Here is an 18,291-nt window from a genome sequence, read left to right on the forward strand (position 1 = left end):
CCAGATCCGGGGCGGTCAGGCCCCGGCCTCCTGATCGTCGCCTTCGCCGGTCTCGTCGCCCGCCTCGGCCCCCAGCTCGGTCGGGTCGACCCAGCCCAGCATGACGCGGGCAGTCATGACCATGTTCTGCGCCTCTTCCAGGCTGACGTCGAACGGTTCCAGCAGGCCCTCGTCCTTGACGCGCTGGCCGTCCACCGTGGTCCAGCCGCCGGCCAGTTCCCAGTCGGCGCAGGTGGCGAAATCCTCCAGCGTCTTGATGCCGTCCTTGGCCAGCGCCTCCACCATCTGGGGAGACAGGCCGTCGAAATCAACAAGGCTGTCCTCGACGCCAAGCGCGCGGGCATTTTCCAGCGCCGCCTTGTTGCGGGCCTCCAGCACGTCGCGGGCGCGGGCCTGCAGTTCCTCGGCGGTGCCTTCGTCCACGCCCTCGATGGACAGAAGCTCGTCCAGCTCGACATAGGCGACCTCTTCCAGGTCGGTGAAGCCCTCGGCGACCAGCAGCTGGGCGAAGAACTCGTCCAGGTCCAGCGCATCCATGAACAGCTGGGTGCGGGCGTTGAACTCGGCCTGGCGGCGCTTGGATTCCTCTTCCTCGGTCAGGATGTCGATGTCCAGACCCGTCAGCTGGCTGGCCAGGCGCACGTTCTGGCCGCGCCGGCCGATGGCCAGGCTCAGCTGCTCGTCGGGCACCACCACCTCGATCCGGCCGCCATCCTCGTCGATGACCACCTTGCTGACCTCGGCCGGCTGCAGGGCGTTGACCAGGAAGGTCGCCTGGTCCTCGTTCCAGGGGATGATGTCGATCTTCTCGCCCTGCAATTCGCCCACCACGGCCTGGACGCGGCTGCCGCGCATGCCCACGCAGGCGCCGACCGGGTCGATCGAGTTGTCGTAGCTGATCACCGCGATCTTCGCGCGGCTGCCGGGGTCGCGGGCGACGGCCTTGATCTCGATCACGCCGTCATAGATCTCGGGGACTTCCATCTTGAACAGTTCCGCCATGAATTGCGGATCGGTGCGCGACAGGAAGATCTGCGGGCCGCGCGCCTCGCGGCGGACATCCTTGACATAGGCGCGGATGCGGTCGTTCGGGCGATAGCTCTCGCGGCCGATCTTCTCGTTGCGGCGCAGGATCGCCTCGCCGCGGCCGACGTCGACGATGATGTTGCCGTATTCCTCGCGCTTGACGACGCCGTTGATGATGGTGCCGGCGCGGTCCTTGAATTCCTCGTACTGGCGGTCGCGCTCGGCCTCGCGGACGCGCTGCAGGATCACCTGCTTGGCGGATTGCGCGGCGATGCGGCCCAGCTCGACCGGCGGCACCTCGTCCACGATCACGTCGCCGACCTTGGGATCGTCCAGATAGGGGCGGGCCTGCTCGACCGTCAGCTCGGCCTGATAGTTCTCGACCGCGTCATCCTCGACCACGGTGCGGACGCGGGTGAAGGTCGCATGGCCGGTCTTGCGGTCGATCTTGACGCGGATGTCCATCTCGGACCCGTAGCGCGACTTGGCGGCACGGGCGAGGCTGTCCTCCATCGCCTCGATGACCAGCTCGGGCTCGATCATCTTCTCGCGCGCGACGGCCTCGGCCGTCTGCAACAGTTCCAGCTGGTTGGCAGAGGTGATCGCCATCACTCACTCCTTGGCATCGGCGCTGTCGGCGCCTTCATTGTCTTCGGTTTCGCCATCAGTCTCGGTTTCCACCGCGTCGAAGGCGCTTTCGTCCAGATGGTCGATCTCGACGCCGGCCTCCTTCTTCTGGCGCAGCATCTCGCGGATCAACTCGTCGGTCAGCACCAGCTTGGCGTCGGAAAGCCAGTCGAATTGCAGCCCGATGGTCTGCGTCTGGCCGCCTTCCTCGATGTTCAGCAGCACCTCCTCGGTGCCGTCGCGCGATTCGATGCCCGCCAGCACGCCCTTGAAGCGCTTGCGCCCGTCGATGGGCTGGTTCGTCTCCAGCCGCGCCTCGTAGCCCTCGAAGGTCTCGAAATCCTTCAGCCGCGTCAGCGGCCGGTCGATGCCGGGGCTGGAGACCTCGAGGTGATAATTGTCCTCGATCGGGTCCTCGACATCCAGCGTGGCGCTGACCGCGACGGAAATATCGCCGCAATCGTCGACATTGATGCCGCCCTCGGGGCGGTCGGCCATGATCTGCAGGGTCGCCGTCTTGCCGCCCTGCAGCCGCACGCGCACCAGCTCGAAGCCCAGATCCTCGATCACCGGGGCGATGATCTCGGCCAGGCGCCGGTCGATGGCGGTCTTGGCGATCAGATCGTTCGACATCTGGTCCTTTCGGAAATGAAAAACGGGCCTTCAGCGGGCCCGTGCGGAAGTCTCCGGTGGGCAGGGGGTGGAAGCCTGCACCGCTGTTGGCTTGCATATAGGCCGGTTTGCGGCCAAAAGCAAGTGCCGGGTCGCCAAGCCCCGCGATATCGCAGGAGCCATGCCGAGCAGCCCGTCATGATCCACGAAAAACGCTTTTCCCAAGTGACCCGAATCGACACGATCATGGCAGATGCCGACGCCCGCGGCTGGGGGCCGATCGCGGCGCTGGCGCAGCTGACGGCCGTGCTGTTCCAGGGCCGCCGCCGCAGCTTCCCGGACGGGCGGGTCGGCCGGGCGCGGAAGCTGTGGGACCTGCGCCCGCGCCCGCGCGGCAACCGGGATCGCGTGCTGCTGGCGCTGCTGCATTCGCCCGCCCATATCGTCCATCTGCGCCGCAGCGCGGCCTTCCGCGAGGGCTATGGGACGGTGGTCGCCTGGATCATCGACAGCTTCCGCGACGACTATCCGCTGCGCCGCGCGGAATATGCCGGGATCGACCTCATCTGCATCATCCGCCGGGACGAGCTGGCCCATTACCGCCGGCACCTGGGCGACCGGGTGATGGCGCTGAACTGGGGCGCGGACGTGCTGGGGGCGGGCTCGGATGCGGGCGAAAGGCCGGTGGACCTGCTGCGGATCGGCCGCCAGCCCGAAGCCTGGCAGGATGATTCGGCGACCGAGCGGGTGGCGGCGGAACATGGGCTGCGCTTTGCCGGGCGGCCGCCGCTGGTGCCCGATCTGCTGGAAAACCAGCGCCGGGTGATGGCGGCCTATGCCGCGACGAAATTCGTCATCGCCCATACCAACCTGGCCTCGACCGATGCCTATACGCACCGGGTCAAGGAATACATCACCGGCCGCTGGACCGACGCGCTGGCCTGCGGCGCCACCGTCGCCGGGATCCAGCCCAAAAACGACGACAGCTTCCGCCGCCTGTTCTGGCCCGGCGCGACGCTGGATTTCGACCGCATCGACCTGCGCCACAACATGCAGGCCCTGGCCGAGGCGGTCGCCGCATGGACGCCGGGGCAGGCGCGGCGCAATCACCTGATGGCGCTGGAGCGGCTGGACTGGCGGCACGGCCTGAAGCGGATCGCCGAGACGGTTTCGGCAGGCTCGCCCGCGCTGGATGCCGATCTGGCCGAGATCGCCCGCCGCACCCAGACGGCACCCGCCTGCTGAGGCGGCTCAGCGGGCGGCGCGGTCGCCGCCCCGGATCTGCTCTGCGGCCAGCAGCCCGGCGCGGTCGCGCTCACGGATCTCATCGGTGACGCGTACCAGCTCGGCCGAGATGCGCGGCTCGGACAGCGCGTGGCCCGAGGCGGGAACGAAGCGCAGCTCGCAGCGGTTCCAGCCCTCGGCCAGTTCCCAGGCGCTGGCGGGCGGGCAGACCATGTCATAGCGGCCCTGCACGATGACGGCCGGCAGATGCTCGATTCGGTGGCGGTCGCGCAGCAGCTGGCCTTCCTCGAGGAAGCAGCCATTCATGAAATAATGGTTCTCCAGCCGGGCGAAGGCGCGGGCGTAATCGGCGGGGGCGTGGCTGACCGGGGCCGATTGCAGCCCCGCCAGCGCGTTTTCCCACATCAGCCAGGGCAGGGCGAAGCGCCCCTGCCGGCCGCGATCATCGGAAAACAGCCGGCGGTGATAGGCGGCGATCATGTCGCCGCGCTCGGGTTCGGGGATCGGCTCCTGGAAGCGGGCCCAGAGATCGGGGAAGAACCGCCCGGCGCCGCCGCCATAGAACCAGTCCAGTTCCGCGCGCCGCCCCAGGAAGACGCCACGCAGGATCAGCCCGGTCACGCGCGCCGGATGGGCCTGGGCATAGGCCAGGGCCAGGGTCGCGCCCCAGCTGCCGCCGAACAGCAGCCAGTCGTCCAGCCCGATCAGCGCGCGCAGCGATTCGATGTCGCGGATCAGATGGGCGGTGGTGTTGGCCTCGACCTCGGCGGTGGGGCGCGAGCGGCCGCAGCCGCGCTGGTCGAACAGCACCACGCGATAGTGATCGGGATCGAAGAAGCGCCGCATGAACGGGCTGCAGCCGCCGCCCGGGCCCCCATGCAGGACCAACACCGGCCGGCCATCGGGATTGCCGCATTGCTCGACATACAGGCTGTGGCCGTCGCCCACGTCCACCATGCGGCGGTCGAAAGGCTCGGTCGCCGGGTGGAGGCGGCCATGTGACGCGCCGATTTGTCCTGCCAATCTGTCCATCGCCCCAGTATATAGCCAAGCGCGACAGCCCGCCAGAAGGAGCAGTGCCATGACCAGCATCGACCCCGACGAAATCGCCAAGTTCGAGGCAATGGCGGCGGAATGGTGGGATCCGAAGGGCAAGTTCAAGCCGCTGCACATGATGAATCCGGTGCGCCTGGACTATGTGACCGACCAGATCGCCGCGGAATTTTCCTGCGACCGGCGCGCCCTGCGGCCCTTCGAGGGGCTGCGAATCCTCGATATCGGCTGCGGCGGCGGGCTGATCGCCGAGCCGATGGCGCGGCTGGGCGCCAGCGTGACGGGCGCCGACGCGGCCGAGGGCAATATCGCCGTCGCGCGCCTGCATGCCCAACAGCAGGGGCTGGAGATCGACTATCGCGCCGCCGCCGCCGAGACGCTGCTGGCCGAGGGCGAGGCGTTCGACGTGGTGCTGGCGCTGGAGATCGTCGAGCATGTCGCCGACCCGGCCGCCTTCATCCGCAGCTGCCGCGATCTGTTGCGGCCGGGCGGGCTGGCGGTGGTCTCGACCCTGAACCGGACCGCGCGCAGCTTCGGCGCGGCGATCGTCGGCGCAGAATGGATCATGCGCTGGCTGCCCAGGGGCACCCATGAATGGAACCGCTTCATTACCCCCGATGAATTGGCGGCGATGGCCGAGGGCGCCGGGCTGCAGGTCGTGGACCGGCGCGGCATGGTCTTCAACCCGCTGTCCTGGCGCTGGAGCCTGTCCAGCCGCGACCTGTCGGTGAACTACGCGCTGAGCGCCCGCCGCCCCGCCTGAGACCGCGTTCAGCCCTCGGCGCCGGTGGCGCTGCCCAGCCGCAGCCGCAATTCGCGCAGCACGGGCAGGGCCACGCGCACCCGCTCGGGGCCGATGTCGCGGACGATATCGGCGATCAGCGGCATGAAGGCGGCCATGGCGGCATCGCGCGCGGCCCGGCCCGCCGGGCTGATCGCCACGAACTTGCGCCGCGCGTCGTCCCAGTCCGGGCGGATATGGATATGGCCCGCCCATTCCAGCCGCGACAGGGTATTGGTCATGGCGCCGCGGGTGATGTGGAAGGCCTCGGCCAGCTGCGCGGGGGTGCGTTCCTCGTTCACATGCGCCAGCAGGTTCAGCACCGAGAAATGCGAGATCTGCATCCCGCGCGGCAGCGCCCTGCTGATCAGGTTGCGCGACAGCTGGTCGGCGATCAGCACCTCGGCAAAGAGGCTTGCGGCCAGCCGGTCGTTGGCATGGGCCTTTTCGGGCGCGGTGACTGGGGGCGTCATGGGCATGGCAGGGGTATCGGATCAGGGGCCGTCGAAGGCGCGGTCATGGGTCAGCGAAGGGATGCGGGACCGTGCCCCGTCAACCGCCCCCAGGTCAAGACGGACCATCGTCAAACCTGGCGTAACACCCGCATCGGCCAGGACCTTTCCCCAGGGATCGACGACAAGCGAATGGCCGTGGCTGCGGCGCGGGGGCCGTCCGGGCGAATGCGGCGCCGGATGGGTGCCGCATTGCGCCGGCGCCAGCACGAAGCAGCCGGTCTCGATCGCGCGGGCGCGCAGCAGCACCTCCCAATGGGCGGCGCCGGTCGTGGGGCTGAAGGCGGCGGGCACGGTCAGGATCCGCGCCCCCGCCTGCGCCAGCGCCCGGTAGAGATGCGGGAAGCGCAGGTCATAGCAGACGCTGAGCCCGAGGGGCACCGGCCCCTGCGCCAGGACCGCGCGGGCGCCGGGGCGATAGGCGGCGCTTTCGCGGAAGGTCTCGGCCTTGGAAATCGCGACATCGAACATGTGCAGCTTGTCATAGCGCGCGGCGATGCCGCCATCGGGCGCGATCAGGAAGCTGCGGTTGACGAAGCGGTCCTCGACCGGGTCGTCGGCCTTCAGCGCCAGGGACCCGATCAGCAGCCAGATCCCGGCCGCGCTTGCCTCGGCGCGCAGGGCGGCCAGGGTTTCGTCCTCGGCCTCGGGGCGCAGCACCTCGCGCTGCCGGGCACGGTCGGGCGACAGCAGGTTGGTGGCCTCGGGCGTCAGCACCACTTGCGCGCCCTGCGCCGCCGCCTGGCGGATCAGCGCGACGGTCGCGGGCAGGTTTTCCCGCGGATCGTCGCCGACCGTCAGCTGGATCAGCGCCACGTCCAGCCGGTCGGGGAATGGCGGCCGGGCCGACGGCCGCTCGGCGCCCGGTCCGCTCATGCCGGGCTGCCTGCCAGCAGCGGCGCCAGCTTGCCCGCATCCTCCAGCGCCTGAAGATCGTCGCTGCCGCCGACATGCTGCCCGCCGATGAAGATCTGCGGGACGGTGCGGCGGCCATGGGCGCGCTGGATCATCTCGGCCCGCCGCTCGGGCTGGGCGCCGACGTCGATCTCGTCGAAGGCGATGCCCTTGCGCGCCAGCAGCGCCTTGGCGCGGTGACAGAAGGGGCAGGTCTGGGTGGCATAGATCTCGACACGGGGGGTGGTGGTCATGGCGGTCCTGTCTGGTGATGGGAGCCCTTCCTATCTAGTCATCCTTGACCGCCCGCGCCAGCACCGCGACCGAGACCGGGCCCGAACCCGCGGCCAGCAGCGCCTGCGCGGCATGGGTCATCGTCGCGCCCGAGGCCATGACGTCGTCGACCAGCAGCACCGCCCGCCCCTCGATCGCGGCCAGCCGGCGCGGGTTCACGGCAAGCGCGCCCTCCAGATTGGCCATCCGCCCGGCCAGGTCGCGATGATCCTGCCCCGGCGTGTGGCGGCTGCGGGTCAAGAGGTCCGGCAGATGGGTCAGCCCGCGCGCCCTGGCCAGCGGCCCCGACAGCAGCGCCGCCTGGTTGTAGCGCCGCTTCATCAGCCGCAGCAGGTGCAGCGGCACCGGCGCCACCACCATGCCGGGCCGGACCAGCGGCGCCGCCGCCCGCGCCAGCCAGGCGGCGAGGTGCGGCGCCATGTCCGGCCGGTCGCCATGTTTCAGCGCCAGCACCATGCGCCGCCCGGTCCCCGCATAGACCAGCGCCGCCCGCCCGCGCCGCCAGGGCCGTTCGATTCGCAGGCAGTCGTCGCAGACCAGCGAATCGTCCCCGGCGCCGCTGCCGTCGTCGGGCAGGGGCACGCCGCAGCGCCCGCAGGCGGCGCCGGTGATGAAGCGCGTCTCGCGCCAGCAGTCGGGACACAGCGCGACCGCGCCCGCATCAGACCCCGCCACCGGCTGGCCGCAGCCCAGGCATTGCGGCGGATAAAGCAGCCGCAAGGCCGCTTTCATCGCGCCGCGAAGCCCCCTATGTTGCACAGCCATGAACATTCCTCCTGCTACCGGCCGCCCCCTGATGACCGACCGCGAGGCGCTGCTGCGCAATCGCGCCCGCGCGGTCAGCTCCGGGCTGGCCGATGTGCTGCATCGATTCGCCGCCGCCGAGATCCAGGATAGGCTGGCCGAGATTAACAGGACGTTTACGGCGCCCGCCGTGGTGACGGGCTTTCCCGCGCTGTGGTCCGGGCTGGTGCCGGGGGCGAGGGTGGTGGCCGACGATCCGGTGCTGGACCTGCGGGCCGGCGCGCATGACCTGGTGATCCACGCCCTGGCGCTGCACTGGGCCGAGGACCCGGTGGGCCAGATCGTGCAATCCGCGCGCGCCCTGCGCGAGGACGGCCTGTTCCTCGGCGTCTGCTTCGGCGGCCAGACCCTGCACGAAGCGCGCGCCGCCCTGGCCCAGGCCGAGGCCGAAGTGACCGGCGGGCTGTCGCCGCGCATCCTGCCGATGGGCGAGATCCGCGACCTGGGCGCGCTTCTGCACCGCGCCGGGCTGGCGCTGCCGGTGGCCGACCAGATCACCCAGCAGGCCAGCTATCGCGACCTGTTCCACCTGGCCCGCGACCTGCGCGCCATGGGCGAGGGCAATGCGATGGCCGCGCGCCTGCGCCGCCCGACCCGGCGCGCGGTCTTTGCCCGCGCCGCCCGGATCATGGCCGAGAACCATGCCGACCGCGACGATCCGTCCCGTATCCGCGCCAGCTTCGATCTGGTCTTCCTGACGGGCTGGGCGCCTTCCGAGTCGCAGCAGAAACCTCTCCGCCCCGGTTCGGCCCAGAAAAGCCTGGCCGAGGCGCTGAACGAGTTGAGAAACAGAGACTGAACATGACGCCAGCCAAAGCGCCTGCCGACCACCCCCGGATCCCCGAAGCCAAGACCGGCATCCTGATCGCCAACCTGGGCACGCCCGACGGCTATGACTACTGGTCGATGCGGCGCTATCTGAACGAATTCCTGTCCGACAGGCGGGTGATCGACTATCCGGCCTGGAAATGGCAGCCGCTGCTGCAGGGCATCATCCTGACCAAGCGGCCCTTCACCTCGGGCGCGAACTACAAGCTGATCTGGAACGAGGAGCGGAACGAAAGCCCGCTGATGACCATCACCCGCGACCAGGCGGCGGCGCTGCGGGCGCGAGCGCAGGAGGAATGGGGCGACCGGGTCATGGTCGAGTTCTGCATGCGCTACGGCAACCCTTCGACGCAGGACGTGCTGGAGCGGATGGTCGAGGCGGGCTGCCGGCGCATCGTCTTCCTGCCGCTTTATCCGCAATATGCGGGCGCGACCTCGGCCACCGCCAACGACCAGCTGTTCCGCGCGCTGATGGCGCAGAAATGGCAGCCCTCGGTCCGTACCTGCGATCCCTATTTCGACCGGCCCGACTATATCGACGCGCTGGCCGCCTCGGTCGAGCGGGCGCTGGAGGGCAAAAAACCCGCCAAGCTGGTCGCCTCCTATCACGGGATGCCCAAACGCTACCTGACCGAGGGCGATCCCTATCATTGCCAGTGCCAGAAGACCTCGCGCCTGCTGAAGGAGCGGCTGGGCTGGGAGGACGGGATCATCGACACCACCTTCCAGTCGGTCTTCGGCACCGAGGAATGGCTGCGCCCCTATACGGTCGAGCATGTGGCCGAACTGGCCCGCGCCGGCATCACCGACATCGCCGTGATCTCGCCCGCCTTCGCCGCCGACTGCATCGAGACGCTGGAGGAGATCAACGGCGAGATCCGCGAGAGCTTCGAACATGCCGGGGGCAAGGGCTTCACCTATATCCCCTGCCTGAACGACGACCCGGCCCATATCGAGGTGATGCTGAACGTCGTGCGCGACAATATCGGCGGCTGGGTCTGACGCCCGCGGGCGGGCCTGTCAGGCGAAGGCCGCCGACAGGTCCTGCGCGATGCGGCGGTTTTCCTCGGCCGGCAGTTGCGGCGGGGCGGAAAAGCCGCCGGCACCGTCCAGCAGATAGGCCTGCGAGGAAACGTCGTGGTTGTGATGCATCGGCACCACATGCGCATGGGCATGGGGGACGTGGATGCCGGTATAGAAGAAGCCGACGCGCTCGACCCGATAGATCCGCTTCATGTGCCGCGCCAGCTGCTGCGCGCAGGTGGTGATGCGGGCGGCCAGGTCGGGCGGCAGGTCCTCGAACCAGACATGGTGCTGCTTGGGGATCACCAGGCTGTGGCCGGGGCGGATCGGATGCAGGTCCAGGAAGGCAAGGATCTCGTCATCCTCGTAGACCACATGGGCCGGGATCTCGTTGCGGGCGATCCGGCAGAAAAGGCAGTCGTCCATCTGGAAAAATCCCGTCCGATCCAGCGTTTCCGCCAAGCCTAGCCATCGGCGCCGGCCCCGTCCAGAGCGTCCGGGGAAAGGGGCCGCGCGGCCCCTTCGCCTCGGGTCAGATCAGCAGCACCTGCGTGCCGATCCTGGTCAGATCGTAGAGTTCCTTGATGTGTTCGTTATAGAGCCCGATGCAGCCGTTCGAGGAACGGCGGCCGATCTTGCGCGTGTCATGCGTGCCGTGGATGCGGTAATATTGCCAGCTCAGCCACAGCGCATGGGTGCCAAGCGGGTTGTCCGGCCCCGGCGGCACGAAATCGGGCCATTCGGGATTGCGCTTCTTCATCTCGGGCGTGGGCGCCCAGCTGGGGCCCTCGACCTTCTTGATGATCTCGGTGCGGCCGGTGCGGGTCAGGTCCTCGCTGACCGGGATCGACGAGGGATAGAGCCGGTAGGTGCTTTCGTCCTCGGACCAGTAATGCACCGCGCGCGAGGTCATGTCGCACAGGATCGCGCCATTGGTCAGGTTGTCGAAATAGGGCCGCCAGTCCTGCATCCGGAAGCTGGAGATGTTGTGCTGCGGACCGCCGCCCACCGCGGGCTGCGCCGCCATGCCCGCATCCGGCGCCTGCGCGCCGTAAGGGTCGTACTGATATTGCTGCGCCCAGGCGGGCACGGCCATGCCGGCCGCCCCCAGCGCCGCTGCCGAACCCAGGAAGGCCCGGCGATTGAAGACAGGTTCATCGCTCATCGATACATGCCCTTCGTCCACGTGACCGCTCTTGCGGGGCGGTCTTGACTGCTCCGCCATACCTGTGCGGGACCCCGAATCCATAATCCCGGCGGCGAATCGCATCAATTCAAACTCGTGTCATGGCAACAGATTACGCGTGATATGTGTCCTTCACGCATAGTTGCGTTTGAAGCGCGGGGTGCCATTCGCTATGCCATTGGGAAAACGCTGACGAGGGATGGCGCAGGAATGACGAAATTCAGGATGGTCGCGGCGCTTTCGGTGCTGGGTCTTGCGGCATGTCAGTCCTATGCACCGCATCTGGCGCCGCAGCTGCCGCCGCAGACGGGCGCCGAGGAACAGCCCCTGCCGGCAGGGGCGGGCTATCGGATCGACGAACGGGAAGCCGCCGAAATTCCGGTGCGGGTGCTGCAGCAGGTCAACCTGCTGCGCTCGAATATCGGGCTGTCGCCGCTGACGCTGAACCCGCAGCTGACCGCCGCGGCGCTGATGCATTCGCGCGACATGTCGGCGCAGAACCGGGCCTGGCACTGGGGTTCGGACGGGTCGTCGCCGCTGGATCGCGCGCGGCGCCAGGGCTATTACGGCAAGCTCCTGGGCGAGAACATCTCGGAAAGCTACGAGACCGACCTGCAGACCCTCAGCGCCTGGATGTCCACGCGCGAGACGCGCGACGTCATCATGGATTCCAGCGCCCGCGACCTGGGCTTCGCCTGGTACCAGGAGCCCTCGGGCAAGGTCTGGTGGACATTGCTGAGCGGCGGCTGAGCGGCAGGAAAAGGCCCCGGACCGCCGATCAGGGCTTGTCCGGGGCCTTCCATTGCAAGCGCGTCGCCGCGGTCAGGCGTAGATCATGATCGGCACGCCGGTATTGACCATGGCATAGACCTCTTCGATCTCCTCGTCGGTGACGGCGATGCAGCCTGCGGTCCAGTCGCGATTCCTGGGCGCCAGCGCATTGCCCTCGGGGCCGCGGCCATGAATGAAGATATCGCCGCCCGGATGACGCCGCAGCGCCTCGGCATAGGCCCGGTCGCGATCGTTCGGGTAGGAGACGCCCACCGACAGGTGATAGCGGCTGCGCGGGTTGAAGCGGTCGATGAAATACATGCCTTCCGGCGTCCTGCCGTCGCCCTCGAACTGCTTGTGCCCGATCGGCTGGTTGCCCAGCCCGACATCATAGGATTTCAGCACCGAGCTGCCGCTGACCAGGTGCATCCGGCGGGTGCCCTTGTTGACCACGACCTGCGTGACCGGAGGGCCGGAATAGGTCTTGAATTGCGGGCGCGGCGCCGGTGCGGGTTTCTTGCTGCAGGCCGCCAGCGCGGCAAGCGTCATCAAAGAGAAATGGCGTCGGTCGATCATCACTGCCTCAGGGGGTTTTTGTCGGCTTTTTATGGACGGATAATTACCACGAAACAGGGGCCTGTGGCCAGATTTTCACGAATTCGGCAACGGTCTCGACATGCGGCGACCAGCGGAACTGATCGACCACGAAAAGCCGGCTCAGCCGATAGCCGCCATCGGCCAGAATCCGCGCATCCCTTGCGAAATTGACCGGATCGCAGGCGACGAAGGCCAGTTTCGGCACCTGCGAGGCAGCGATTTCACGGGCCTGCGCCTCGGCCCCCGCACGGGGCGGGTCGATCACGATTGCGTCAAATGCCGCCAGTTCGTCGGCCAGCAGCGGGCGCCGGGCCAGGTCGCGGGTCTCGGTCACGATTCGCTGCAATCCCCCTGCCGCGCGCCATCCGGCATCCAGCGCCGCCAGCGGCGCGGCCAGTCCCTCGACCGCGTGGACCTGCGCCTGCGCGGCCAGCGGCAGGCTGAAGGTGCCGCAGCCCGCGAACAGATCCGCGATCCGCGTGGCGCCGCCGGTGATGTCGCGCACGGCCGCGACCAGCGCGGCCTCGCCCTCGGCCGTGGCCTGCAGAAAGGCACCCGGCGGCGGCACGACGCGGGCGCGCCCCATCGGCAGGGCGGGGGCGCGGCGGGTCAGGGTCTGGCCGTCCCAGTCCAGCCGGGCCAGATCGCCCTCGGCCGCCAGCCCGGCCAGCGCCTGGAACAGCGCCGGCTCCATCGGCTTGCCGCCCGTGACCGCGACGTCCAGCCCCTCGGGGCCATGGATGACGGTCAGCGAAAGCTCGGCCGCGCGCGAGGCGCCGGCGGCCACGATCCGGCGCAAGAGCGGCAGGGCGGCGGTGATTTCCGGGCGCAGCACATGGCAATCCGCCAGGTCCACGATCACGTCCGAGGCGCGGGCGTGAAAGCCCAGCAGCGCGCCCTTCTTCGTGCGCCGCCCCGACAGCATCGCCCGCCGGCGCGAGCGCGGCGGCGAGACATGCACCCCCGCCACCTGCGCCTGCAGCCCCTGCGCGGCCAACGCGGCCTCGACCACCTGCCGCTTCCAGCCGGTGGTGAAGGCATCCGAGGCGTGCATCAGCGAACAGCCGCCGCAGGCGCGGTAATGGGCGCAGACCGGCCGCACCCGGTCGGGCGAGGGTGCCAGGATGCGCGGCGCGGCGATGCGCCCGTCCTCGGCCTCGCCCTCGATCTCCTCGCCGGGCAGGGTCAGCGGCGCCAGGGCCCGCCCGGCCGCGCCGATGGCCACGCCGTCGCCGCGCCGTCCCAGCCGCTCGATCCGCCAAAGGCTCACTCGGCGGCCTCTTCGGTGCCCAGGAAACCGCCCGACTGCCGGTTCCAGTAACGTGCGTAAAGCCCGCCCCTGGCCAGCAATTCCTCGTGCGAGCCCTGCTCGACGATCTGCCCGGCCTCCATGACGACGATCCGGTCCAGCTCGGCGATGGTGGACAGGCGGTGGGCGATGGCCAGCACCGTCTTGCCGCGCATCACGCGGGCCAGCGCCTCCTGCACCTGCGCCTCGATTTCGCTGTCCAGGGCGCTGGTCGCCTCGTCCAGCACCAGGATCGGCGCGTCCTTCAGGAAGGCGCGGGCCAGCGCGATCCGCTGGCGCTGCCCGCCCGACAGCCGCACGCCGCGTTCGCCCAGATGCGCGTCATAGCCGGTGCGCCCGGCGTAATCCTTCAGCCCCAGGATGAACTCATGCGCCTCGGCGGCCTTGGCGGCGGCGATCACCTCTTCCTCGGACGCGCCGGGGCGGCCATAGAGGATGTTGTCGCGGGCCGAGCGGTTGAACATCGCGGTTTCCTGCGTGACCATGCCGATCTGGCGGCGCAGGCTTTCCTGCGTGACGCCGCGCAGGTCGTGGCCATCGACGCGGATCGCCCCGGTCTCGACGTCGTAGAGCCGCAGAAGCAGCGCCACCAGCGTCGATTTCCCCGCCCCCGAGGCGCCGACGATGCCGATCTTCTGGCCCGGCTGGATGGTCAGGTTCAGGTTGCGGATGCCGCCCTCGCCGCGGCCATAGCTGAAGCCGACATCGCTGAACTCGACCCGGCCGGCGATCTGGTCCAGCTCCAGCGCGCCCGGCGCATCGGTCAGGCTGTGCGGCGGCGACAGCGTCCTCATGCCGTCCTCGACCTCGCCGATGCTGCCCCAGATGCTCATCAGCGCCATGCTGACCCAGCCGGTCATCTGCGACAGGCGCAGCGCGATCGCGCCCGAGGCGGCGATGTCGCCCGCCGTGGCCAGCCCCTCGCGCCACAGAAGGATGGTGCCGCCGACCAGGACCACCGGCAAGACGCCCGCGATGAACATCAGGGACAGGCGGAACCAGGTCGAGACGATGCCGAAATCCAGCGCGCGTTCGCGAAAGCCCGCCATGGCGCCAAGCGCCGCGCGGTCCTCGTGGCTGGCATGGGCGAACAGCTTCACGGTCTTGATGTTGGTGATGGTGTCCACGACCTGCCCGGTGATCATCGCGCGGGCCGAGGCGCGCGCCCCGGATTTCGAGCGGATGCGGGGTAGGAAGAAGCGGATCAGCCCCAGATAGGCCAGCAGCCAGACGACCAGCGCGACCGAGCCCCAGCCGTCGACCGAGATCAGGAAGGCGGCCGAGCCGATGACCGAGGCCAGCGCATAGGTCACGGTATTGACCGTTTCCGAGGCGACATCGGTGACGGCGCGGGCGGTCTGCATCTGCTTCTGCGCCAGCCGCCCGGCGAAATCGTTGTCGAAGAAGCTGACCGACTGGCCCATGGTCCAGCGATGCAGCCGCGACAGCACCAAGGGCAGCACGTTCGGGCCGATGATGACATTGGAACTGGCGGTCGAGAAGCCGAAGATCGCCGGCCGGACGACCAGGAAGAAGCTCGCGAAGCCCGCGAACAGCAGCCCATGCTCGGCCCACAGGTCGGCGGGCGCGGTCGAGGCGACGGCATCGACCACAAGGCCCAGCAGCATGGCCGAGACGACATCCGCGACCCCGCCGATGGCCGAGGCCAGCCCGGCGACCGCAAGCCCCCGCCAGGCGCCCGACAGGCACCAGCGGAAGAAGGCCAGCAGCCTGTCCGGCGGCGGGCCTTCCGCGGGGCGGAAGGCATCGACCATGCGTCCGAAACGTGCGTGCAGGCTCATCTCTCCTCCTCGCCGGCGCGCATCGCCGCCTCGATCAGGGCAGAGGGCGGCAGGGTGAAGCCACTGTCGATCCAGGCCTGTTCGGCCGCCTTCAGCCCGCGACCCAGCGCCGGACCCTGCAACTGCCCCATCAGCGCGCCCGCCGCAATGGGCAGTCTTGCCGAGGCGGCGCGTTCCAGCCGCTCGGGCCAGTCGGTCGGCAGCGCCATGCCCCGCGCCGCGAGGATCAGCGCATGGTCGCGCGCGGCGGGCAGGCCCAGGCGATAGCCCGCCTCGTCCAGCGACCAGTTCGATGCCAGCGCCCCGGCCAGCGCCGCCTGGCGGCGGGCGTCGTCGCGCGACAGTCGCAATGCCGCCTGCGGATCCTCGGCGCCAAGCGCCGCCAGGCGCCGCGGCCAGTCCGGGCCGGCCCCGGCGTCGCGCTCGGCCGCGACCAGGGCGGGCAGGGTGCCGGCCTCGGCGCCGGGCAGGACCCGCGCCAGGATGCCGGCGTCCTGCATCAGCGCGACCGAGGGCGCAGGATCGGGGGCGGCCAGCAGCTTGCGGAACTCGGCCCCGATCCGCTCATGCGCGATGCGCGCAAGGCCGGGGGCCAGCGCGGCGCAGGCCTGCAGCGCATCGGTGTCCGCATCGCGCCCATACCAGGCCAGGAAGCGGAAGAAACGCAGGATGCGCAGGTAATCCTCGCGGATGCGCTGCTCGGGCCGGCCCACGAAGCGCAGCCGCCGCGCCGCCAGGTCGGGCAGGCCGCCGACCGGGTCCAGAACCGCGCCGTCGCGGGTCGCGTAAAGCGCGTTCATGGTAAAGTCGCGGCGCCGCGCGTCTTCGCCGATATCGTCGGAAAAGGCCACCACGGCGCGGCGGCCATCGGTCTCCACGTCGCGGCGGAAGGTCGTGACCTCGAAGCCATGCCCGCCCGAGACCACGGTGATCGTGCCATGCTCGATCCCCGTCGGCACCGGCTTCAGCCCGGCGTCGCGGGCCAGATCGGCCACCTGTTCGGGCCGGGCATCGGTGGCGATGTCGATATCCTCGACCGGCTGGCCCAGCAGCGCGTTCCGGACCGCGCCGCCGACCAGCAGGGCGCGGTGGCCGGCCCCCTCCAGCATGTCCAACACCGCCTGCAGCGCCGAATCCTGCAGGATATGGGCGGGCAGCCGGGTCACGACCCCAGCCTTCTGGCCAGTTCCAGCAGCATCCGCGCGGTGGCGCCCCACAGGTAATAGGGGCCGCAGGGCGCCACATAATAGCTGCGCCAGCCGCCAAGCCAGCGCCGCCGCTCGATCCGGTAGCGGCCGGGATCGGCGATATGGGCAAAGGGCAGGGTGAAGACCTCCTCGACCTCGCCGGGTTCGGCGACCGGGGTGAAGGGCCCGCGGATGATGCCCAGGACCGGCGTGACCGAAAAGCCGGTGACGGTGCGATGCGGCGACAATTGCCCGATCACCTCGACCTGCGCGGGGTCCAGCCCGACCTCTTCGCGGGCCTCGCGCAGGGCGGCGGCAAGCTCGCCCGCGTCGCCCGGATCGACCTTGCCGCCGGGCAGGGCGATCTGGCCCGGATGATGGCGCAGCCCCGAGGCGCGCTTGGTCAGGACCAGCCGGCCGTCATCCTGGTGGAAGGCCGCCAGAACGCCGGCCGGCCGCAGCGGCGCCGCCGGGGCGGGCGCGCTTTCCGGATTCAGGTCGAAATCCGAACTGGGCCCCGCCGGGATCGACAGGGCCTGACGCAGCTTCTCCTCGGACCAGGCGGGGGTCACTCGGCCGCCCTGTCCTGCGCGCCGCCGTCACCCTCCAGCGGCTGGCCGTTGGCGTCCAGGGTCGCCTCGAAGCCCAGGCTTCGGGGGTCGAATTCGTAATGCGCGCCGCAGAACTGGCAATCGGCGGTGACGATGCCGGCCTCGGTGGTCATATGCGCAATGTCCTTGGCCGAATAGATCGACAGGGTGCCGCGTACCCGGTCCGAGGTGCAGGAACAGCCGAATTCCACCCGCTGCGGGTCGAAGACGCGCGGCGTCTCCTCGTGGAACAGCCGCAGCAGCAGGTCGGTGGGGCCGACCGTGGGGCCGATCAGCTCCAGAGTCTCGACCGTGTCCAGCAGCAGGTTTGCGCGGTTCCAGTCCTCGGATTCGGCGCCCTGCAGGATGTCGGCGGCCTCGATCAGGCCGCCTTCGCCGCTGCCGCCCTCGGCGGGCGACATCGGCTGGGCCGGCAGGGTCTGCAGCATCACGCCGCCCGCCCGCCAATGCTCGGGCTGCCCGGTCAGCTGCGAGCGGCCGCTGGCCAGCTGGAAACGGGTCGGCAATTGTTCGGACTGGGCGAAATAGGTCTGCGCGCAGGTCGACAGCGACCCGCCGGCAAGCGGGGTGATCCCCTGATAGGGCGTGCTGCCCGCGCCCTGGTCGATCAGGATGGCGAAATACCCCTCGCCGATCTGTTCGAAGGGCGGGCGGTCGTCCAGCCGGTCCTGGTCGAAGCTGGCCCAGGCGCGGATGCGGGCCGGGGCGCCGTCCGATTCGGGGGCGTAATAGTCGGTGGCGATGGTGCGCACGGCACCGTTGCCGCGCACCTGCAGGCTCAGCTTCCAGCGCAGCTTGACGGTCGGGCCGATCAGCGCGGCCAGGAGCGCCAGCTCGGCCACCAATGCGCTGACGGCGGCCGGATAGTCGTGGCGCGACAGGATATGGTCCAGCACGCCGTCCAGCCGCGCGACGCGGCCGCGGATCGAGGAACGGTCCAGCTGGAACGGCAGGACCGTATCGTCCCAGGCGATCTGGTTGATCTTGCTCATCGTCTTCCCTGAATCTGCTTGGCCGCGCGGGGCATCGGCCGGGTTGGCCCCAATATAGTCCATTCCCCGGCGATCCCAAGGGGGCGGCTGCCCGACAGCCGATGCCGGCCCTTTTCGCCGCCGCGCCGACGCGCTAG

The 18,291-nt window shown here is 69.6% G+C and carries 20 protein-coding genes; 5 read left to right on the plus strand and 15 right to left on the minus strand.

Going from position 1 to position 18,291, the window contains the following annotated elements; genetic code table 11:
• Nucleotides 1-15 precede the first annotated feature (15 nt).
• Nucleotides 16-1,635 (minus strand): transcription termination factor NusA, encoded by a 1,620-nt coding sequence (nusA, locus tag C9E82_RS04350; protein ID WP_119896751.1) that lies wholly within the window; start codon nt 1,633-1,635, stop codon nt 16-18.
• A gap of 3 nt (nt 1,636-1,638) precedes the next feature.
• Nucleotides 1,639-2,286, minus strand: coding sequence for a ribosome maturation factor RimP (gene rimP / locus C9E82_RS04355; protein WP_119896752.1), 648 nt, complete (start codon nt 2,284-2,286; stop codon nt 1,639-1,641).
• Nucleotides 2,287-2,463: 177 nt separating this feature from the next.
• On the opposite strand from rimP, the gene C9E82_RS04360 reads away from it, so the two are divergent.
• On the plus strand, nt 2,464-3,510 hold the full coding sequence (locus C9E82_RS04360) for a glycosyltransferase family protein (RefSeq protein ID WP_119896753.1): 1,047 nt from the start codon (nt 2,464-2,466) through the stop codon (nt 3,508-3,510).
• Nucleotides 3,511-3,516: 6 nt separating this feature from the next.
• On the opposite strand, the gene pip is transcribed toward C9E82_RS04360, so the two are convergent.
• Nucleotides 3,517-4,542, minus strand: coding sequence for a prolyl aminopeptidase (gene pip, locus C9E82_RS04365; protein WP_119896754.1), 1,026 nt, complete (start codon nt 4,540-4,542; stop codon nt 3,517-3,519).
• A 49-nt stretch (nt 4,543-4,591) separates the two neighbouring features.
• On the opposite strand from pip, the gene ubiG reads away from it, so the two are divergent.
• On the plus strand, nt 4,592-5,326 hold the full coding sequence (ubiG, locus tag C9E82_RS04370; RefSeq protein WP_119896755.1) for a bifunctional 2-polyprenyl-6-hydroxyphenol methylase/3-demethylubiquinol 3-O-methyltransferase UbiG: 735 nt from the start codon (nt 4,592-4,594) through the stop codon (nt 5,324-5,326).
• An 8-nt stretch (nt 5,327-5,334) separates the two neighbouring features.
• Here the strand turns inward: ubiG and C9E82_RS04375 are convergent, their stop codons facing one another.
• From C9E82_RS04375 to C9E82_RS04390, 4 genes are read right to left on the minus strand one after another with little or no spacing between them, the layout of a single operon-like run.
• Nucleotides 5,335-5,817, minus strand: a complete 483-nt coding sequence (locus tag C9E82_RS04375) for a MarR family winged helix-turn-helix transcriptional regulator (protein ID WP_119896775.1) — start codon at nt 5,815-5,817, stop codon at nt 5,335-5,337.
• A gap of 21 nt (nt 5,818-5,838) precedes the next feature.
• A complete protein-coding gene (locus C9E82_RS04380) occupies nt 5,839-6,678 on the minus strand; it encodes a carbon-nitrogen hydrolase family protein (RefSeq protein ID WP_119896776.1) in 840 nt (279 codons plus the stop codon).
• A gap of 50 nt (nt 6,679-6,728) precedes the next feature.
• Nucleotides 6,729-7,004, minus strand: a complete 276-nt coding sequence (gene grxC / locus C9E82_RS04385; protein ID WP_119896756.1) for a glutaredoxin 3 — start codon at nt 7,002-7,004, stop codon at nt 6,729-6,731.
• 34 nt (nt 7,005-7,038) lie between these two features.
• Nucleotides 7,039-7,809: a ComF family protein gene (locus tag C9E82_RS04390; RefSeq protein WP_240643420.1), complete on the minus strand. Its 771-nt coding sequence runs from the start codon at nt 7,807-7,809 to the stop codon at nt 7,039-7,041.
• Here C9E82_RS04390 and C9E82_RS04395 point away from each other — a divergent pair.
• Nucleotides 7,808-8,647 (plus strand): methyltransferase domain-containing protein, encoded by an 840-nt coding sequence (locus tag C9E82_RS04395; protein WP_119896757.1) that lies wholly within the window; start codon nt 7,808-7,810, stop codon nt 8,645-8,647. The genes C9E82_RS04390 and C9E82_RS04395 overlap by 2 nt on opposite strands.
• 2 nt (nt 8,648-8,649) lie before the next feature.
• Nucleotides 8,650-9,678 (plus strand): ferrochelatase, encoded by a 1,029-nt coding sequence (hemH, locus tag C9E82_RS04400; RefSeq protein WP_119896758.1) that lies wholly within the window; start codon nt 8,650-8,652, stop codon nt 9,676-9,678.
• An 18-nt stretch (nt 9,679-9,696) separates the two neighbouring features.
• On the opposite strand, the gene C9E82_RS04405 is transcribed toward hemH, so the two are convergent.
• Both C9E82_RS04405 and C9E82_RS04410 read right to left on the minus strand, forming a co-directional pair.
• Complete coding sequence (locus C9E82_RS04405) at nt 9,697-10,125, minus strand: HIT family protein (RefSeq protein ID WP_119896778.1); 429 nt, start codon at nt 10,123-10,125, stop codon at nt 9,697-9,699.
• A gap of 106 nt (nt 10,126-10,231) precedes the next feature.
• Nucleotides 10,232-10,864 (minus strand): L,D-transpeptidase, encoded by a 633-nt coding sequence (locus C9E82_RS04410; protein ID WP_119896759.1) that lies wholly within the window; start codon nt 10,862-10,864, stop codon nt 10,232-10,234.
• A 231-nt stretch (nt 10,865-11,095) separates the two neighbouring features.
• Between C9E82_RS04410 and dalA the strand changes: the two genes are divergently transcribed.
• The gene (gene dalA / locus C9E82_RS04415) at nt 11,096-11,635 is read left to right on the plus strand and encodes a divisome-associated lipoprotein DalA (RefSeq protein ID WP_119896760.1); all 540 of its coding nucleotides are present in this window, start codon (nt 11,096-11,098) and stop codon (nt 11,633-11,635) included.
• 72 nt (nt 11,636-11,707) lie between these two features.
• Here dalA and C9E82_RS04420 read toward each other — a convergent pair whose 3' ends face one another.
• The 6 genes from C9E82_RS04420 to hslO are packed head-to-tail and all read right to left on the minus strand — an operon-like array spanning nt 11,708 to nt 18,154.
• On the minus strand, nt 11,708-12,232 hold the full coding sequence (locus C9E82_RS04420) for a L,D-transpeptidase family protein (RefSeq protein WP_420849795.1): 525 nt from the start codon (nt 12,230-12,232) through the stop codon (nt 11,708-11,710).
• Between the two features lie 43 nt (nt 12,233-12,275).
• The gene (locus C9E82_RS04425) at nt 12,276-13,523 is read right to left on the minus strand and encodes a class I SAM-dependent RNA methyltransferase (protein WP_119896761.1); all 1,248 of its coding nucleotides are present in this window, start codon (nt 13,521-13,523) and stop codon (nt 12,276-12,278) included.
• Nucleotides 13,520-15,364 (minus strand): ABC transporter ATP-binding protein, encoded by a 1,845-nt coding sequence (locus C9E82_RS04430; protein WP_119896762.1) that lies wholly within the window; start codon nt 15,362-15,364, stop codon nt 13,520-13,522. Before C9E82_RS04430 ends, C9E82_RS04425 begins: the two co-directional genes overlap by 4 nt.
• Complete coding sequence (locus C9E82_RS04435) at nt 15,361-16,530, minus strand: CCA tRNA nucleotidyltransferase (protein WP_420849796.1); 1,170 nt, start codon at nt 16,528-16,530, stop codon at nt 15,361-15,363. Before C9E82_RS04435 ends, C9E82_RS04430 begins: the two co-directional genes overlap by 4 nt.
• Nucleotides 16,527-17,123 carry an NUDIX hydrolase gene (locus C9E82_RS04440; protein WP_119896763.1) on the minus strand — a complete coding sequence of 199 codons (597 nt, stop codon included), beginning with the start codon at nt 17,121-17,123 and terminating at the stop codon, nt 16,527-16,529. The genes C9E82_RS04435 and C9E82_RS04440 overlap by 4 nt, the downstream gene beginning before the upstream one ends.
• Nucleotides 17,120-18,154, minus strand: coding sequence for an Hsp33 family molecular chaperone HslO (gene hslO / locus C9E82_RS04445; RefSeq protein ID WP_119896764.1), 1,035 nt, complete (start codon nt 18,152-18,154; stop codon nt 17,120-17,122). The genes C9E82_RS04440 and hslO overlap by 4 nt, the downstream gene beginning before the upstream one ends.
• Nucleotides 18,155-18,291: the final 137 nt, after the last annotated feature.

The organism is Paracoccus sigandri (genome assembly GCF_003709565.1).
Taxonomy (GTDB): Bacteria; Pseudomonadota; Alphaproteobacteria; order Rhodobacterales; family Rhodobacteraceae; genus Paracoccus; species Paracoccus siganidrum.

Bases quoted from the DNA above. Each gene is read 5' to 3' on its own strand.
- hslO (WP_119896764.1), bottom strand. From the start codon at position 18,154: ATGAGCAAGATCAACCAGATCGCCTGGGACGATACGGTCCTGCCGTTC.
- C9E82_RS04395 (WP_119896757.1), top strand. From the start codon at position 7,808: ATGAACATTCCTCCTGCTACCGGCCGCCCCCTGATGACCGACCGCGAG.
- hemH (WP_119896758.1), top strand. From the start codon at position 8,650: ATGACGCCAGCCAAAGCGCCTGCCGACCACCCCCGGATCCCCGAAGCC.
- C9E82_RS04375 (WP_119896775.1), bottom strand. From the start codon at position 5,817: ATGACGCCCCCAGTCACCGCGCCCGAAAAGGCCCATGCCAACGACCGG.
- dalA (WP_119896760.1), top strand. From the start codon at position 11,096: ATGACGAAATTCAGGATGGTCGCGGCGCTTTCGGTGCTGGGTCTTGCG.
- C9E82_RS04405 (WP_119896778.1), bottom strand. From the start codon at position 10,125: ATGGACGACTGCCTTTTCTGCCGGATCGCCCGCAACGAGATCCCGGCC.
- grxC (WP_119896756.1), bottom strand. From the start codon at position 7,004: ATGACCACCACCCCCCGTGTCGAGATCTATGCCACCCAGACCTGCCCC.
- ubiG (WP_119896755.1), top strand. From the start codon at position 4,592: ATGACCAGCATCGACCCCGACGAAATCGCCAAGTTCGAGGCAATGGCG.
- nusA (WP_119896751.1), bottom strand. From the start codon at position 1,635: ATGGCGATCACCTCTGCCAACCAGCTGGAACTGTTGCAGACGGCCGAG.
- C9E82_RS04420 (WP_420849795.1), bottom strand. From the start codon at position 12,232: ATGATCGACCGACGCCATTTCTCTTTGATGACGCTTGCCGCGCTGGCG.
- C9E82_RS04410 (WP_119896759.1), bottom strand. From the start codon at position 10,864: ATGAGCGATGAACCTGTCTTCAATCGCCGGGCCTTCCTGGGTTCGGCA.
- rimP (WP_119896752.1), bottom strand. From the start codon at position 2,286: ATGTCGAACGATCTGATCGCCAAGACCGCCATCGACCGGCGCCTGGCC.
- C9E82_RS04390 (WP_240643420.1), bottom strand. From the start codon at position 7,809: ATGGCTGTGCAACATAGGGGGCTTCGCGGCGCGATGAAAGCGGCCTTG.
- C9E82_RS04430 (WP_119896762.1), bottom strand. From the start codon at position 15,364: ATGAGCCTGCACGCACGTTTCGGACGCATGGTCGATGCCTTCCGCCCC.
- pip (WP_119896754.1), bottom strand. From the start codon at position 4,542: ATGGACAGATTGGCAGGACAAATCGGCGCGTCACATGGCCGCCTCCAC.
- C9E82_RS04360 (WP_119896753.1), top strand. From the start codon at position 2,464: ATGATCCACGAAAAACGCTTTTCCCAAGTGACCCGAATCGACACGATC.